Here is a 14,897-nt window from a genome sequence, read left to right as displayed (position 1 = left end):
ATGCGCGAGACATTGACCAGGCTGCGATATCGCTACTGGCCCGACCATCTCCTCGGCGAGATCTTGTCCAAGAGGTGGACCGAAACCGCCGTTCCGGTGCTTCTGCTCCTGATCGTCGGCTTCGCATTGAGCCGGGTGCTGGAGCACTTTCTGTCCCCCGCGAGTCTCGCCGACACCGCGCGCCAGGCCGGAGAGATCGGTTTCATCGGTCTCGGAATGGGGCTCGTGGTCATCGTCGGCGGCATCGACCTCTCGGTCGGGTCGATGTTCGCCCTGACGGATTTCTGCGCGCTCTATCTGCTGGACGTTCTCAACTGGCCTGTGCCGGCCGTGGTCGTCGCGACGATGATTGTCGGCGGGCTGCTTGGCGCAGTGAACGGAATCCTGATCGGGTATCTCAGACTTCGCGCCTTCATCGCCACGCTGATCACGCTGATCATCTATCGCTCGGCGTTCGATCTGCTGATTCAGCGCTATTCGAACGCCATCGCGTCGTCGCTTCCGGATATCCCGTCGTGGGATTTCATCGGCGGCGGGGATGTCCTCGGAATCCCGAGCGTGGCGCTGCTCTATGTCCTCGTTGCCATCGGCGGCCACGTGTTCCTGACCCGGCTGCGGCCGGGCTGGCACATCACCGCGATCGGCGGATCGCGCCGCTCGGCCTACAATTCCGGCATTCCGGTGCGGCGGACCATCGCGCTGTGCTACGTCGCGAGCGGCGTCCTGACCAGCATTGGCGCATTGTTCTTTGCCGCCCGCCTCGGAACCGTGGGCGGCGATATCGGCGTCGGCCTCGAGGTGATCGTGCTGACGGCAACCGTCCTCGGCGGGATCACGCTCGGCGGCGGCAAGGGGTCGGTCGTCAAGTCGCTGGTCGGTGTCCTCATCGTGCTGCTGATGACCAATGGCTTGACCGCGATGAACGCGCGCGGCGGCGTCAACCGCATGGCGCTCGCGACGATCCTCCTGGCCGCCGCCATGGTCGATATCCGCTGGCAGAAGAACCGCACGCGGATCATCAGCAAGGTCTACGTCGCACCGACCTATCACGCGCTGCCGCCGCCACCCCCGACCGAGATCGGCAAGGGCGGACCATTCGAGCAGAACGACAAGCTGCGCGACGTGTCTCTCATCGGGCTCGGACGCATCGAGGCGCCCGAGGATGTCATCCTCGACCGCAACGACGTGCTCTATGCCGGCTCCCGTCACGGCGACATCATCCGGTTCTTTCCGCCGGACTATGAGCGGATGGAGGTGTTCGCTCATATCGGCGGCCAGCCGCTCGGGATGGCGTTCGACCGCCAGGACAATCTGTACGTCTGCATCGGCGGCATGGGCCTCTATCGCATCACGCCTGACGGGACCGTGGAGAAGGCCACCGACGAGACCAATCGCAGCCTGTACTCGGTGAACGACGACAGCCGTCTGCGGCTCGCCGACGACCTCGACATCACCGACGACGGGCTGATCTTCTTCTCCGAGGCAACGGTCCGCTACGAGATGGACGAGTGGCCGGTCGACGGGCTGGAGGCCCGCGGCAACGGGCGCATCATCTGCTACGACACGAAGAGCGGAACGACCCACACCGTGCTGCGCGGCCTCAAATTTCCGAACGGCGTCGCGGTGGCCAGTGACGGTCAGTCGATCCTGTTCGCGGAGACCTTCGGCTGCTCGATCAAGCGATACTGGTTCGCTGGCCCGAAGAAAGGCGCGGTCGAGACCGTCATGGACAACCTGCCGGGCTATCCCGACAACATCAACCTGGCGTCGGACGGCAATTATTGGCTGGCGCTGGTCGGCATGCGCAGCCCGTCGCTGGACCTCGCCTGGAAGATGCCGGGCTTCCGGCGGCGCATGGCCAAGCGGGTGCCGATCGACGAATGGCTGTTTCCGAACATCAACACCGGATGCGTCGTCAAGTTCAACGAGCAGGGGCAGATCCTGGAATCCCTCTGGGACCTCAAGGGCGTCAATCACCCGATGATCACTTCGATGCGCGAACACCGCGGCTATCTCTATCTCGGCGGCATCGCCAACAACAGGATCGGGCGCTTCAAGCTGGAGAACGCCGATCCCGACTTCGTGCAGTACGACAGGCGCTGGAGGAAGCAGTCGTGATCGCGGCCATCCGTGAATTCGCAGGCCGCCTGCTCGGCCGAGGCGAAGCGACCATCACCGTGCCGTCGTTCGACGGAGCGTTGAAAGCCAATCAAATACTGGAGTCGGCGGAGACGCTGTTCGAATGCGACGCACCGGAGGACGTTGCGTCCGACGGCCATACGCTTCTCATCGCCGATGGGGCCCGTCTCCTGCGTTGGGACGGATCGGCGGCCGCGGAGATCCGCAGCTTCGCGCGGCCGATCTCTGCGCTCGCGATGCTGCCGTCCGGCGGCCTGGCCGTTGCGATCGGCGGCACTGAGGTTCATGTCTATGGCGACGTCATCGCCAAGACGCCGGTCGCGACCTTCACGGGTGAGTTGCGCGCCGTCAACGCGCTTGCGCCCGCAGGCGACGGCACCCTGATCGCAACCGACGGTTCGTCTTTGTACGAGGTCGGCGATTGGGCGCGCGACCTGATGGAGCTCGGTGATACCGGCCGTGTTGTCCGGCTCGATCCGAGGACGCAGGCGACGCAGCAGCTTGCCGGCGGGCTTCGCTACGCCTTCGGCGCCGTCGCAAACGGCAATGACGTGCTCGTCAGCGAGAGCTGGCGGCACCGCCTGGTCTCGATTGTACCCGACGGCACGCGCAATGTCGTGCTCGGCCACCTGCCGGTCTATCCCTCCCGGCTTGCACCGGCGCACGGCGGCGGCTTCTGGCTGACGGCCTTCGTCGCCCGCACGCAATTGGTCGAGTTCGTGCTGCGCGAACCGGCCTACCGGCGCCGCATGATCGCTGAGATCGAGCCCGACTATTGGGTGGCGCCACGGCTGAGGTCCGGCCAGTCGTTCAAGGAGCCGCTGCAGGGAGCGCACATCAAGACCATGGGGATCATGAAGCCATGGGCTCCGCCGCGGTCGTACGGACTCGTCATCCGCCTTGGTGCCGACGGGCTGCCGCGCTATTCGCTGCATAGTCGCGCTGATGGCGTCAATCACGGCATCAGCGCCGCGGTCGAGTTCGGCGGCGATCTCGTGATGATCGCGAAAGGGCCGGGCAGGGTGCTCAGGCTGCCGCTTGCAAACCTCGGCCAGGAGGTCCGTCCATGAGCGAGGTCATCCTGTCTCTGGCGAAGGCAACCAAGCTCTATGCCGGTGTGCCGGCGATCGAGGGGGTCGATTTCGAACTTCGCCGTGGCGAAATCCACGCGTTGGTCGGCGAAAATGGCGCGGGCAAGTCGACGCTGACGAAGGTCATGGCGGGGGTCGTGGCCTTGACCTCGGGAGCAATGACGGTCGACGGCGTCGCGGTGTCTCCCAGGACGCCACTGGAAGCGCGGCATCTCGGCATCGCGATGGTGTTTCAGGAGAACAGCCTGGTGCCGACCATGACGGTGGCGCAGAATCTCTTTCTGGGCCAGGAGAGATTCTACAACCGGCTGCGCGGCATCTACATCGCCGCTCAGCAGTTCCTCCAGTCGCTCAATTTCGACGTGGCACCGACGGCCACCGTCGGCGGCCTCGGCGCGGCCAAGAAGCAGATGGTCGAGATCGCGCGCGCCGTATTGCATAAGGCCAAGGTCATCATCTTCGACGAACCCACCGCCACGCTCACGCCCGAGGAGAAGAAGTACTTCTTCGACCTCATGCGGGATCTGAAGAAGCGCGGTGTGTCGATCGTCTTCATCTCGCATGCGCTCGAAGAGGCGCTGCTGCTGGCCGATCGCATCACGGTCCTGCGTGACGGAAAGCACGTCGTGACCGACGACGCATCGGCGTTCGATCGTGCGCGCATCGTTCAGGCCATGGTCGGACGGGATCTCTCGAATACGCTCTATGGTGTGCGCAAGGAGAGAGTGCGTCCGGCAGGCAAGCGCGTGCTGACGGTACAGAATCTCAAGATGGCGCCGATGGTCAGGAACAACTCCCTGTCGGTCTTCGCGGGCCAGATCACGGGCGTGTTCGGACTTGTCGGTTCGGGCCGTACCGAGACGTTCAAGATCGTCTCGGGCGTGTTGAAGCGCGATTTCTTTCACGGCGGCGAAATTCTGCTCAACGACAAGCCCGTACGCTATCGCGTGCCGGCGCCGGCCGTGAGGGCCGGCATCGCCTACGTGACCGAAGATCGCAAGATGGAGGGATTTTTCGAAACGGCCTCGATCGTGCGCAATATATATCTGGGCCTGCTCGCCAAGTTTCCCTCGGGGCGCGCCTGGTTGTCGCGACGGGAGCGGAATGAGGTCGGCAAGACCTGGATCGAGCGGCTCAAGGTTCGCGCCATCGGCGACGAGGTCAAGGTCGTCGAGCTGTCCGGCGGAAATCAGCAGAAGGTCGTCATCGCCAAATCCCTGATTCAGGACCCGGAGCTGATCATCTTCGACGAGCCGACGCGCGGGGTCGACGTCGGAGCCATCGTTGAAATTCATGAGTTGATCAACAGGCTCGCCGATGAAGGCAGGGCCGTGGTCGTGATATCATCCTACCTGCCGGAAATCATGGCCCTGTCCGATCGGATTCTGGTGTCGCGGCAGGGCAAGGTCGTCGAGGAATTCTCCGCGCTCGAAGCGACCGAAGAGAAGATCATGTACGCCGCCATCCACTGAAAGCGCGCGGGCAACGTCAGGTGGCTGTTCGAACCTGCAATAACGAGACGTGGTGCCGACGGCGCACTCGCCAAGGTCGGTCGGGATCGAGAGCGCGATAACCGACGGCCCACCAAATCCGAGAAATTCGCGTCCATCACGGCCGCGCCACGCGCAGCCCGCAGGGCGAAGCGTGGTGCCCCTGGCCGGAATCGAACCAGCACTCCTTGCGGAACTCGATTTTGAGTCGAGCGCGTCTACCAGTTCCGCCACAGGGGCATTCGCGCGGGCCCGTGCAGGAACCGGCGAAGCGGGCGGACTATAGCGGGCGGCCGGGCCGGGTCAACCCGCACGGACGTGATGGGCGCGCATCTCGACAGCTTTCGCTGGCGGGAGTAGGAGCCGGAACGGCCCGGTGTGGGGGCCGGACGCTTGCCCGTTGGGGGAGGACCGATGACCAATATGTCTGTGATGGCGCGCCCGGCGGCGGGGGCCATGAGCCCGGCGGTGACGGCGGCGCTGCTCGCGGCCGGCATCGCAGCGGCGGTCCTGGCGGGGGCCTGGTACATGCAGCTGGTCTGGGGCCTGCAGCCCTGCGAACTCTGCCTGAAGCAGCGCTGGGCGTATTATGCGATCGTCCCGCTTGGGCTGGTGATCGCGCTGCTGGCCGGCCGCGGCGCGCCGCGCGGGCTGGTCTGGGCCGGGCTCGGCCTGGTCGCGCTGGCTGCGCTCGGCAATGCCGGGCTCGGCGTCTATCACGCCGGCGTCGAATGGGGTTTCTGGCCGGGGCCGACCGAATGCACCGGCCCGATCGGCAATCTCGGCAGCGCCGGCAACCTGCTGGAGCGGCTCGACAGCGTCCATGTCGTGCGCTGCGACGAGGTGCAGTGGCGCTTCCTCGGCCTGTCCTTGGCCGGTTACAGCGTGCTGATCTCGCTGCTCATCGCCGCCATCGCCGGCTGGGGCGCGATTCGGAAGCCGATCGCCACCTAATCGTCGACATCCTCCTGCGGCCGTCCGAACAGATGGACGATGCCGGGGGTGGCGATGGTGACGAACACGAAGCGCGACAGATGATGCGCGCCGACGAAGATCGGGTCGATGTGCAGGGTCAGCGCCAGCGCCATCATCGCATCCATCGCACCGGGTGCGAAGGCGACGATGGTGTCGGAGAAGCGGACATGCGTCGTCAGCACGATGACGGTGACGAACGCAGCCGAGATCACGACCGCGATCGCGAACGAGCCGAGCGCCGCTCTGAGATGGCCGACCAGCGTCTTCACCCGCATCCGCGCGAAGCGGCTGCCGATCAGGGCGCCGATGCCGATCAGCGCCACGCCGCGCATCCAGTCCGGCAGGCCGCCCTCGACGAGATCGGTGCCGTGCAGGACTCCGCTCGCGACCATGGCGCCGAACAGCCAGCTCGCCGGAAACTTGATCAGCTGCATCAGCATGGCGGCGGCCAGTGATGCCACCAGCAGCGCGAGCAGGCCGAGCGGCGAGGCGACAGCCTGACCGAGCGAGATCGGCGCGGCCGGCGCCACGCCGGCGAGCGCCAGCACCAGCGGCAGGGCTGCCGTCAGGATGATCACGCGCAGGGTTTGCACCACGGCGATCGCCGGCAGGTCGGCGCCGCGCTCGACCGCGAGCATCGTGATCTGCGACAGCGCGCCGGGGCTGCCGGCGAGCAGCGCCGAGGTGCGGTCCCAGCCATGGACCCGCTGCAGGTAGAGGCTGGAGCCGAAGGTCGAGCAGAATGTCGCCAGCGCCAGCAGCGCGATCGTCACCGGATAGGCGCTGACATGGGTGATCAGCTCGCGCGAGACGACCGCGCCGATCGAGATGCCGAGCAGCAGCAGCACGGTCTGGGTCAGGATCGGCGGCATCGCCAGGGGACGGCCAGCGATGGCGGCGATCGCGGTCGCGATCATCGCGCCCGAGATCAGCCCGCCCGGCAGGTGGGCGACGAGGAAGATCAGGCCGCCGGCGGTGCCGAGGGCGAGCGTCTCGAGCGTACCCAGGGTCTTGGCACGGCTCGGCAGGTCGAAGGGGAGGGAGGAGATGATCTGGCGCACGACGCGCTTTATGCCAAAACCGAAGCGCGGGAACAATTCCCGCCGCTGCGATGCGGCCATGCATGCCGCAGACGGCGGCGCCGGATCATTTCGGCTTGTCCGCCGGTGGCGTCGGCGTCGGCGCTGCTGCGGCCGCGGCCTTGTCGCGCTTGCAGGCGGAGCGGAATTTGCCGCGGGCCTTGCCGCGCAGCCCCTGGTCGTCGGCTTCCTTGGAGCAGGCCACGGAGATCGCGCGGCGCGCCGGCTTGTCCATGGTGGCGAATTTGTCGGTGGCGGCATCGGGCCTTGTCGGCAAGGTCAGTGCCGGCTGCGCCGAGGCCGAGCCCGCGGCCAACAGGGCGGCGATGGCAGCAGCGGCCGCTGCTGCGCGGGCAGAGAGAGTCATGCTGAAGTCCTCGAAAAACGCGTGGCGCGAAGCCCGATGATGCTGAACCCGGTGTGAATGCCATGAGCCGGATCGGTCCGCGAGGCAAATTATATTTTCGCGCGTGTCCCGGCCCGCCTGCCTTGTCGTGGAACGGCCGCCCGCTAAAATTGCGGTCCCATTCCATCATGCTCCACAGGGAGATCGAGGATGAGTTTTTACGCAAAATCATTGGTTGCCGTCGCAGCTCTCAGTCTGGCTGCCTTCGCCGCCGCGCCGGCTCAGGCGCTGACTGCGCAGGAGTGCAGCGCCAAGTACAAGCAGGCCAAGGAGGCCGGCACGCTGGGCGGCCAGAAGTGGAACGACTTCCGCAAGGCCCAGTGCAGCGGCGATGCCGCGGCCGCAGCCCCCGCAACGCCTGCAGCCCCGGCTGCTCCCGCCGCCGAGACCAAGCCCGCCAAGGAAACGAAGTCCGCTGCCAAGGAGGCCGCGCCGGCGGCGGCACCGAGCGGTCCGGCCGTCTATCCGAATGCGGTGGATCCGAAATACGCCAAGGAGACGCCCGGCAAGGCCCGCATGCACACCTGCGTCGATCAGTACAACGCCAACAAGGCGGCCAACGCCAATGGCGGCCTGAAGTGGATCGAGAAGGGCGGCGGCTATTACAGCGAGTGCACAAAGAAGCTGAAGGGCGCCGCCTGAGCCGGCGCCTCCCGACATGCGCGTGACGTCCGGATACCACGGTGTCCGGCCGTCGCCGTCGCAGCGTGAAGCCGATGGTTTGCAATCTGCACCGACCTGAGCGAGAGCCGCCAGATTCTGAGCCGACGATCGCAAGCCTCGGCATCATTGACGTCCGCGCCAGGGGGCTTGCGGCCGACTTTGCCGCGCGCGGCCTCGGGACCGTGCGCGCGTTCCGGGTCGATGCCAGCTGGCACCTCTCCGGGATCGCCGTGAGCCTCAGCGCGCTGGTCGCCTCGTTTCTCGTTCCCCTCGCCATCGCACTGTTGGTCCGGTGATTTTGGGGCTTGCCTTGGCGCGCGGGAAGTGAACGTGCTGCCGCCATGATGTCTGCTAGCCAAGGTGTGCTCGGCCTGTTGTGCGGCGCGATGGTCGGGTTCTCGCTCGGCCTCGTCGGCGGCGGCGGCTCGGTGCTGGCGGTGCCCCTGATGGTCTATGTCGTCGGCGTGCCGGAGCCGCATATCGCGATCGGATCGAGCGCGATCGCGGTTGCGACCAATGCCGCGATCAACCTCGCCAATCATGCGCGCGGCGGCACCGTGATCTGGCCGATCGCGGCGCTGTTCGCGGCGGCGGGCATCGTCGGCGCCTTCACGGGCTCACTGCTCGGCAAGATGGTCGACGGCCAGAAGCTGCTGGCGCTGTTCGCGCTGGTGATGATGGTGATCGCCATGCTGATGCTGAAGACGCGGGCGCGCATCGGCATCCCCGACGTGAAGATGAGCATGGCCAATCTCCCGGCCATCGCCGGCTTTGGCCTCGCCACCGGCACGCTGTCCGGGTTCTTCGGCATCGGCGGCGGCTTCCTGATCGTGCCGGCGCTGATGGCGGCCACCGGCATGCCGATCATGAATGCGGTGAGCTCGTCGCTGGTCGCCGTGACGACCTTCGGGCTCACCACGGCGGCGAACTATGCGTGGTCGGGTCTGGTGGCGTGGGACCTCGCCGGTCTGTTCATCGCCGGCGGTATCGCCGGAGGCCTTGCCGGCACGCGGCTGGCGCGCCATCTGTCCGAGCGACGTGGCGCACTGAACGTGGTGTTTTCGATCGTGATCACAGCCGTGGCGCTGTACATGCTGGCGCGCAGCCTGCTGCATATCTGGAGCTGACTTCAATGAAACGCACGACATCGAACGCGCTCACGCCCGCGACCAGCCGGCGCGACCTGCTCACGCTTCTCGGCGCGGGTGCCGCGCTCTCGATGTGGCCGCGCGCCGGCCTCGCGCAGGATGCGGACGAGCCGGACGAGGCCTCGGTGCTGCGCGATGCCGATGCGCCGGTGCTCGGCAACGCGTCGGGCGACATCGCGATCGTCGAATGGTTCGACTACAATTGTCCGTATTGCCGCAAGCTCGATCCCGAGCTGCAGCAGGTCGTGCATGACGACGGCAAGGTGCGCTGGGTGCTGAAGGAGTGGCCGATCCTCGGGCCGGTATCGGTCGTCGCATCGCGGATGGCGCTGGCCTGCAAATACCAGGACAAGTACGCGAAGGCGCATGACGCGCTGATCGGGACCAGCTCGAAACTCACCGAGCCGCGGATCGACGAACTGCTCGCGGAGGCCGGAATAGATGTCGATCGCGCCAGGCGCGATCTCGCGACCAACGCCAAGGCGATCGACGCGATGCTGGCGCGCAACGACAAGCAAGCGAGGGGCCTGCGCTTCCGCGGCACGCCGTCGTTCATCGTCGGCAAGTTCAGGGTGCCCGGCGTGCTCACCATGGCGCAGTTCGAGCAGGTCATCGCCGATGCGCGCAAGGCCAAGGCGGCCAACTAGTCGAATCCGTCAGGCACGCAAAAGGCGCCTCGACACGAAGCCGGGGCGCCTTGAGCGGAGGTGAAGCGCGGGTTACTTGGACGAGATGCGAACCCAGTCGTCATGGGCGCGGGTCTTCAGCGAATTCCAGCTGTCCGCAGCGACGTCCCAGTTGACGATGGTCCGGCGCGTCTGTGCCGTTGGCCCGTTGGCAACTTCCGATGTCTGCATCGAATCATGGATGTAGACGCCGAATCCCAGGATGAGCGCGCCGAGGATCATTCCCACGAATGTCCGCATAGTCTTGTTCTCCAGTGTGACGGCCAACAACGCCGCGGTCGAAGCTTGGTTCCGCAGTTTCGCGGTGCCCGGTCCGTTGCGATCAGGACATCCTAACTGCGCGATTTTTCGGGCCGGGAATCAGGCACGGAGGTGACGAGATTGAGCGCTTTCAGCTCGTCGGGCTTGAAGATGAACAACTGGTCATGTGGCGTTTCCATCGCATGCACCCAGACCTTAAGGTCGATGCCCATGTCGCTGAGGTAGCGCTGGCAGCGCGCCGAGACGTTCTGCGCAAGGCTCATGTCGTTGTCGGAGCGGGCCGCGTTGGCGGAGCGGACCGCGGCGACCTGATGTACGCCGATGGTGGCGCGCTCGCCGGCACGGCGCTCGAGTCCTCCGGCGAACATCAGCGGGCACGACGAAACGCAGGTCTTGCCGGCCTCGATCTCCGTGGCGAATTTGCGCGCACGGATCAGCCTTCCCATCGCGAGCGCATCGGCCACCGAACCGCCTGGCGAGTTCAGCACGACGGTCTTGATGTATTCGCCGTGCCGATCGACTTCGTCGGCGAAGGCGCGGGCGCTGCCGGGCGTGATCGTGCCGGTGGCATAGAGCCGTCCGCCGCCGCGCAGCTCGAGGCTGATCGGCTGCTCCAGAGCGGGATCGCTCTTCGGCAGCGGCATCAGCCGTTTCAGCAGCGGCGCCAGCACCGAGGGTGCCTCGGCCGGTGCATCCGGCTCTTTCCGAATGTCGAACTGAGGTGATGCGGCATCGGACGAGACATGCGGCTCATTCAGCCCGATCAGATCCGCGACGAGGACCACGACCGTGACGACGACAATCGTGCGGAAGACCCAACGCAGGATGCTCTCGTCGGGATTGCCGGCGAGCCAGGCATGGATGCGTCGGTTCAGCGCCGAGCCCACCGGACTACTTTCCGATCCTTGCGGAGGACAGCGAGGTCACGTTCTCCTCCGCGCTCGCCGCCGGGACGGGAGCCGATGGCGGTTCGAGCGGCGACGCGGCCGGCGGTTCATCGCGCGCAACAGTCGGCCGCATCTCGGCGGCGCGCCGTGCGTCTTCGACCTCGCGTGCGATCTGCAGCGCGGTGACGAGGTCGCTGGCGGTCAGGCTCGACGCACTCACGGCCGGCAGTCCTTCGCGGCGGATCGCGGCATGCACGACGCAGAGAATGAGGACCAGCACCGCCGGCATCAGGTCGATGGAGATCGCGCCGGCCCAGCTCGGGATGAAGTCGCCGGCATAGCGCAGCACGGCCTCCGCTGGCGACAGCGTCTGGAAGCGGGTCGGCTCGATGCGCGGCAGCGCCAGGATCTTGTCGGCGGCGTCGGCGAGCGAGGCGGCCTGGGTCGCGATGGCGCCTTCGACCTTGCCGACGACGGCCGTCTGCCGCTCCGCCAGATCGCCGCTGCGTCCGCCTGCGGCGGGCGCGATGAAGCCGGCCGAGAGCGATGTCGCCGTTCGCCTCACGGCAGGTGCGACCGAGGTCTGCTGCAGATTGGCGATCACGCCCATCAGGTTCAGAGATTCGGTGGCAAAGGCGTCGCTGCGCGTGGCGATCGGGCCGCGGTCGGAGATCAGCTCGCGCATCTTGGCGAGACTCTTGCTGCCCTGCTCGTACAGTCCTGAGACGCGTTTGCCGGAATCCTGCACCTGCTGCCCGAGCCCGTCGAGCTGCGTCGACATCTGCGTGAGCAGCTGCACCACCGTGCCCGAGCCTGAGGTGCCGGTGAGCGAGCCGGCGCGCTCGGCCTCCGCCAGCTTGGCGAAACGCGACGAGGCGAGCTGGATGTCGGGCAGCAGGCTCTGCGCCGCGATCGCCTGGCTGTTGGCGCGGTCGAGGTCGCGCGTGTAGTTCTGCACGGTGATGGCGAGATGCTGCTGGATGGCCGCGGCGCCGGCCAATGCCGAGGCATTCAGCCAGGACGACATCGCGACGATCATCAGCGAGCCCAGCAGCATGCAGCCGGCCATCAGCAGGCGGCCCATCATGCTGGTGACGTGCGGCATGAACTGCATCATGAACACCCAGAAGGCGTAGATGCCGACGGAGACCGCGACCGAGTAGATCACCGCCGCGAAGAACACCGTGGTCGGGCTGCCGTTGAGCAGTTCGCGGACGCCGAGATAGGTGTAGACGCCGGCAGCAAGTGCGAGGATCGCGGTCGTGAGCTTGAGCGTGACCTCGAGACGGGTCACGCCGTCGGCGAGCACAACGGAGGTGGGACGGGCGGAGGACAGACGCGCGGCGGGCGCAGTGGGCGAGAGCATGGGCGGTCCTTCGGCGGTGTCACATCCGCCCTGAGCAGCGCCCCCGCTGTTTGGCCAAGCCGTAACCAATGCGGAGAAAATCCGTCGAAATTACGTCGCGGATCCCGGCCGATCGGTCCTCTCGCGAGATATGTGCAAAAGCAGACATGCGCAAGACAAGGCCGCGTCAGCTCATCAGCCAGCGCAGCAGCTCCACATTCACCTCGCGCGGATAGCAATGGCTGAGATCGTCGATCTCGCGATAGACGACATGGGCGCCGGATTTGGCCAGGGCATCCTGCGTGTGCCGTGCGATTTCGACCGGGAACATCCAGTCGAGCCGGCCGTGCACGATCTGGATCGGCAACCCGCGCAGCCGATCCCGATCGGCGATCTGCGCCATCAAGGGGTGGAACGTCGCCGCGACCGGCGCGAGGTGGGTGAATGGCGACGTGCGCTCGAGGCCGCTGACGTAGCAGAAGGTGCCGCCGTCGCTCATGCCCGTCAGCAGCATCCGCGCCGGATCGATGGCGACGCGGCTGCGCACCAGATCGAGGATGCGCACCAGATTCGGCGTATCGGCGTCCTCGCCCATCAGCGCCCAGGTCGGGCCGGTCGCGGTCGGCGCCACCAGGATGGCGCCGAGGCTGCGCGCGGCGCGCAGCCAGCTCCACAGGAAGTCGCGTCCATTGCCGCTGCCGCCGTGCAGCGCCATGACGAGCGGCCAGGCGCGATCGGCCGTATAATATTCCGGGACGTAGAGCGAGAAGCCGCCGCGGTTGCCGATCTCGTTGTGGTCGTGAAACACCGCATCCTTGCCGGCGGACGCCGCCAGCAGCTGGCGCAACGTGCCGTCTCCCTCGACGGCCGGATCGAGGAAGAACTCGCTCAGCGGCGGCAGCGTCGCCGCCAGCGGAAACAGCGCCTCGAGTGCGCGCGGCAATTGACGCAAGGCGCGGAAGACGTCGAGCAGGTCGCCTTCGCCGCGCTGGACGGCGCGCAGGCCTGCGAACGACATCAGCGCGGCGTCGGCCGCGCCGTCGAAGGCGATGCGGATCTGCGAAAAATCCGCCGGCCACGACGTGAGATGGGATCGCGCCGTATGCAGGGTCTGCTCGGGATCACCGAGGTCGGCCATCACGCGATCGAAATCCGGCGGATTCAGATAGCGCGCGACGAAGGACAGGGCTTCGAGCGTCTGCAGCAGCGGCGGCAACATGATGAGGATGTCGTCCACCACGGCGTCAGTCATGCGCGTCTCCCTGTCGAGCGGTCGAATTTGCCACCCGCTGGCCCGCGAGCGCTCCCATGCAACGCAAAATCGGCCGCGTGAGCAATGATCATTTTCCGAACGCGTGTTCGCTACGCGTAGCGCGAACTTGGAGGCATCAAATTCAAGTCAACAAGATGGCTGATCAACTCGCCAGCCGGCGCGAATACATGGACGCATCGCGATCAACGACAAATCAGGCGCGAGGACCGCTCCTCAGGAAAGCCGGTGCGCAGCACCAAGTTCCCGAACGGCGCGCATCGCTGCCGAGCGGCCAACAGATGCGGATCATGATGACGTCGCCGTCGGCTGCGCTGGCCGACGCCGTACGCGATCCGATGAGTCTGCACGCGATCACGCCGCGCGTTGCGGCCGCCTGGCTCGTCACCCCATGATGCGCCGCGCCGCGGCTGTCTCAGTGCAGCCGCGGCGCCTTCAGCAGCTTAGCGCGGTCGGTCGACGCCACCGTAACGTCGAAGTCGACGCCGTCATGGTGCACGGTCAGCGGCACGTCGACGCCGGCGTTACCGAGCGCCCAGAGCTTGCGATAGAACTCGCTCTGGCTCGTGACCATGTCGCCGTTGATGCCGAGAATGATGTCTCCGGCCTTCAACTCGGCGCGCGCGGCCGGCCCGTTGTTGGACACGCCGATCACCACCACGCGATCGTCGACCTCGGTCGCGAACATGCCGAGCCAGGGCCGCGCCGGCTTGTTGACGCGGCCGAATCGCTTGAGATCGTCGATGATCGGATTCAACAGATCGATCGGCACGATCATGTTGACGTGCTCGGCCTTGCTGTCGCGTTCGCGTTCGAGCTGCAGCGACCCGATGCCGATCAGTTCGCCCTTGGCCGAGAGCAGGCCGGTGCCGCCCCAGTTGGGATGCGCGGGATGGGTGAAGATCGCCTCGTCCAGAAGATATTCCCAATAGCCGGCGAATTCCTGCTTGGCGATGATCTGGCTCGCGACCGACCGCGTCCGGCCGCCGGCGCCGCCGAGCACGACCTGATCGCCGACCTTGGTGGCTGCCGAAGATCCAAGCGGCAGCGCCGGCAGGTCGAGCTGACCGAGCGCCTGCACCAGGCCGAAGCCGGTGGTGAAATCGAATCCGAGCACATGGCCTTCGACCACCCGGCCGTCGTTGAGGTGCAGCCAGACGGATTCGGCCTCGGTGATCAGATAGCCAATCGTCAGCACCAGGCCGTCGTCGATCACGACTGCATTGCCGGCGCGCTCGGTGCCCAGCGTTTCCGCGCTGAATGCATCCGATGGAATGATGGAATGCAGGCCCACGATCGAGGACAGAGCATGGTCGAGATCATATTGGTAGTCTTCGGCGCGAGGCTGGAAGGCAAACGGCACTTTCCATTCGGTCAAAGAAGGCATTTCTTTCTCCTGCTCTGTCGATACCCGTGGGAGCATCGACCAAGCTTCTGTTTGGTGTCGCGTGATTTCG

The 14,897-nt window shown here is 66.2% G+C and carries 16 protein-coding genes and 1 tRNA gene; 9 read left to right on the top strand and 8 right to left on the bottom strand.

The window, feature by feature from the left end; translation table 11 throughout:
* Genes ACQR1B_RS03900 through ACQR1B_RS03890 form a run of 3 tightly spaced genes read left to right on the top strand, consistent with a single transcriptional unit; the run spans nt 1 to nt 4,702 of the window.
* The gene (locus ACQR1B_RS03900) at nt 1–2,118 is read left to right on the top strand and encodes an ABC transporter permease (RefSeq protein ID WP_434834162.1); all 2,118 of its coding nucleotides are present in this window, start codon (nt 1–3) and stop codon (nt 2,116–2,118) included.
* Nucleotides 2,115–3,209 (top strand): hypothetical protein, encoded by a 1,095-nt coding sequence (locus ACQR1B_RS03895; RefSeq protein ID WP_434834163.1) that lies wholly within the window; start codon nt 2,115–2,117, stop codon nt 3,207–3,209. Before ACQR1B_RS03900 ends, ACQR1B_RS03895 begins: the two co-directional genes overlap by 4 nt.
* Nucleotides 3,206–4,702: a sugar ABC transporter ATP-binding protein gene (locus tag ACQR1B_RS03890; RefSeq protein ID WP_434834164.1), complete on the top strand. Its 1,497-nt coding sequence runs from the start codon at nt 3,206–3,208 to the stop codon at nt 4,700–4,702. The genes ACQR1B_RS03895 and ACQR1B_RS03890 overlap by 4 nt, the downstream gene beginning before the upstream one ends.
* 173 nt (nt 4,703–4,875) lie before the next feature.
* On the opposite strand, the gene ACQR1B_RS03885 is transcribed toward ACQR1B_RS03890, so the two are convergent.
* Nucleotides 4,876–4,960, bottom strand: a tRNA-Leu gene (locus ACQR1B_RS03885).
* A 174-nt stretch (nt 4,961–5,134) separates the two neighbouring features.
* Between ACQR1B_RS03885 and ACQR1B_RS03880 the strand changes: the two genes are divergently transcribed.
* On the top strand, nt 5,135–5,674 hold the full coding sequence (locus ACQR1B_RS03880; protein ID WP_434834165.1) for a disulfide bond formation protein B: 540 nt from the start codon (nt 5,135–5,137) through the stop codon (nt 5,672–5,674).
* On the opposite strand, the gene ACQR1B_RS03875 is transcribed toward ACQR1B_RS03880, so the two are convergent.
* Nucleotides 5,671–6,756, bottom strand: coding sequence for an AbrB family transcriptional regulator (locus tag ACQR1B_RS03875; RefSeq protein WP_434834250.1), 1,086 nt, complete (start codon nt 6,754–6,756; stop codon nt 5,671–5,673). The two genes, ACQR1B_RS03880 and ACQR1B_RS03875, sit on opposite strands and share 4 nt — an antisense overlap.
* A gap of 85 nt (nt 6,757–6,841) precedes the next feature.
* A complete protein-coding gene (locus tag ACQR1B_RS03870) occupies nt 6,842–7,141 on the bottom strand; it encodes a hypothetical protein (RefSeq protein WP_434834166.1) in 300 nt (99 codons plus the stop codon).
* Between the two features lie 189 nt (nt 7,142–7,330).
* On the opposite strand from ACQR1B_RS03870, the gene ACQR1B_RS03865 reads away from it, so the two are divergent.
* Genes ACQR1B_RS03865 through ACQR1B_RS03850 form a run of 4 tightly spaced genes read left to right on the top strand, consistent with a single transcriptional unit; the run spans nt 7,331 to nt 9,638 of the window.
* Nucleotides 7,331–7,822, top strand: coding sequence for a hypothetical protein (locus ACQR1B_RS03865; protein WP_434834167.1), 492 nt, complete (start codon nt 7,331–7,333; stop codon nt 7,820–7,822).
* A gap of 41 nt (nt 7,823–7,863) precedes the next feature.
* Nucleotides 7,864–8,139, top strand: a complete 276-nt coding sequence (locus ACQR1B_RS03860; protein WP_434834168.1) for an LrgB family protein — start codon at nt 7,864–7,866, stop codon at nt 8,137–8,139.
* A 45-nt stretch (nt 8,140–8,184) separates the two neighbouring features.
* Entirely contained in the window at nt 8,185–8,970 is a 786-nt protein-coding gene (locus ACQR1B_RS03855; protein ID WP_434834169.1) for a sulfite exporter TauE/SafE family protein, read from the top strand.
* Nucleotides 8,971–8,975: 5 nt separating this feature from the next.
* The gene (locus ACQR1B_RS03850; RefSeq protein WP_434834170.1) at nt 8,976–9,638 is read left to right on the top strand and encodes a DsbA family protein; all 663 of its coding nucleotides are present in this window, start codon (nt 8,976–8,978) and stop codon (nt 9,636–9,638) included.
* 72 nt (nt 9,639–9,710) lie between these two features.
* On the opposite strand, the gene ACQR1B_RS03845 is transcribed toward ACQR1B_RS03850, so the two are convergent.
* The 4 genes from ACQR1B_RS03845 to ACQR1B_RS03830 all read right to left on the bottom strand — a co-directional run bounded on the left by ACQR1B_RS03845 (nt 9,711) and on the right by ACQR1B_RS03830 (nt 13,422).
* Nucleotides 9,711–9,917 (bottom strand): hypothetical protein, encoded by a 207-nt coding sequence (locus ACQR1B_RS03845; RefSeq protein WP_172111383.1) that lies wholly within the window; start codon nt 9,915–9,917, stop codon nt 9,711–9,713.
* Between the two features lie 92 nt (nt 9,918–10,009).
* Complete coding sequence (locus ACQR1B_RS03840) at nt 10,010–10,825, bottom strand: hypothetical protein (RefSeq protein ID WP_434834171.1); 816 nt, start codon at nt 10,823–10,825, stop codon at nt 10,010–10,012.
* 4 nt (nt 10,826–10,829) lie between these two features.
* The gene (locus tag ACQR1B_RS03835) at nt 10,830–12,191 is read right to left on the bottom strand and encodes a hypothetical protein (RefSeq protein WP_434834172.1); all 1,362 of its coding nucleotides are present in this window, start codon (nt 12,189–12,191) and stop codon (nt 10,830–10,832) included.
* Nucleotides 12,192–12,357: 166 nt separating this feature from the next.
* Complete coding sequence (locus ACQR1B_RS03830) at nt 12,358–13,422, bottom strand: phospholipase (RefSeq protein WP_434834173.1); 1,065 nt, start codon at nt 13,420–13,422, stop codon at nt 12,358–12,360.
* Nucleotides 13,423–13,478: 56 nt separating this feature from the next.
* Between ACQR1B_RS03830 and ACQR1B_RS03825 the strand changes: the two genes are divergently transcribed.
* Nucleotides 13,479–13,835: a hypothetical protein gene (locus ACQR1B_RS03825; RefSeq protein WP_434834174.1), complete on the top strand. Its 357-nt coding sequence runs from the start codon at nt 13,479–13,481 to the stop codon at nt 13,833–13,835.
* 20 nt (nt 13,836–13,855) lie between these two features.
* Here ACQR1B_RS03825 and ACQR1B_RS03820 read toward each other — a convergent pair whose 3' ends face one another.
* On the bottom strand, nt 13,856–14,827 hold the full coding sequence (locus ACQR1B_RS03820) for a S1C family serine protease (protein ID WP_434834175.1): 972 nt from the start codon (nt 14,825–14,827) through the stop codon (nt 13,856–13,858).
* Nucleotides 14,828–14,897 lie beyond the last annotated feature (70 nt).

Origin of the sequence: Bradyrhizobium oligotrophicum (assembly GCF_051168495.1) — a bacterium.
In the GTDB taxonomy this organism is placed as follows: domain Bacteria; phylum Pseudomonadota; class Alphaproteobacteria; order Rhizobiales; family Xanthobacteraceae; genus Bradyrhizobium; species Bradyrhizobium oligotrophicum_A.
The sequence above is the reverse complement of the archived record's forward strand: the minus strand, read 5'-3'. Positions and strand labels throughout refer to the sequence as shown.

What these genes read in the sequence shown, in the direction of transcription:
- ACQR1B_RS03900 (WP_434834162.1), top strand. Translation starts at nt 1, where the DNA reads ATGCGCGAGACATTGACCAGGCTGCGATATCGCTACTGGCCCGACCAT.
- ACQR1B_RS03890 (WP_434834164.1), top strand. Translation starts at nt 3,206, where the DNA reads ATGAGCGAGGTCATCCTGTCTCTGGCGAAGGCAACCAAGCTCTATGCC.
- ACQR1B_RS03880 (WP_434834165.1), top strand. Translation starts at nt 5,135, where the DNA reads ATGACCAATATGTCTGTGATGGCGCGCCCGGCGGCGGGGGCCATGAGC.
- ACQR1B_RS03870 (WP_434834166.1), bottom strand. Translation starts at nt 7,141, where the DNA reads ATGACTCTCTCTGCCCGCGCAGCAGCGGCCGCTGCTGCCATCGCCGCC.
- ACQR1B_RS03865 (WP_434834167.1), top strand. Translation starts at nt 7,331, where the DNA reads ATGAGTTTTTACGCAAAATCATTGGTTGCCGTCGCAGCTCTCAGTCTG.
- ACQR1B_RS03855 (WP_434834169.1), top strand. Translation starts at nt 8,185, where the DNA reads ATGATGTCTGCTAGCCAAGGTGTGCTCGGCCTGTTGTGCGGCGCGATG.
- ACQR1B_RS03850 (WP_434834170.1), top strand. Translation starts at nt 8,976, where the DNA reads ATGAAACGCACGACATCGAACGCGCTCACGCCCGCGACCAGCCGGCGC.
- ACQR1B_RS03845 (WP_172111383.1), bottom strand. Translation starts at nt 9,917, where the DNA reads ATGCGGACATTCGTGGGAATGATCCTCGGCGCGCTCATCCTGGGATTC.
- ACQR1B_RS03835 (WP_434834172.1), bottom strand. Translation starts at nt 12,191, where the DNA reads ATGCTCTCGCCCACTGCGCCCGCCGCGCGTCTGTCCTCCGCCCGTCCC.
- ACQR1B_RS03830 (WP_434834173.1), bottom strand. Translation starts at nt 13,422, where the DNA reads ATGACTGACGCCGTGGTGGACGACATCCTCATCATGTTGCCGCCGCTG.
- ACQR1B_RS03825 (WP_434834174.1), top strand. Translation starts at nt 13,479, where the DNA reads ATGCAACGCAAAATCGGCCGCGTGAGCAATGATCATTTTCCGAACGCG.
- ACQR1B_RS03820 (WP_434834175.1), bottom strand. Translation starts at nt 14,827, where the DNA reads ATGCCTTCTTTGACCGAATGGAAAGTGCCGTTTGCCTTCCAGCCTCGC.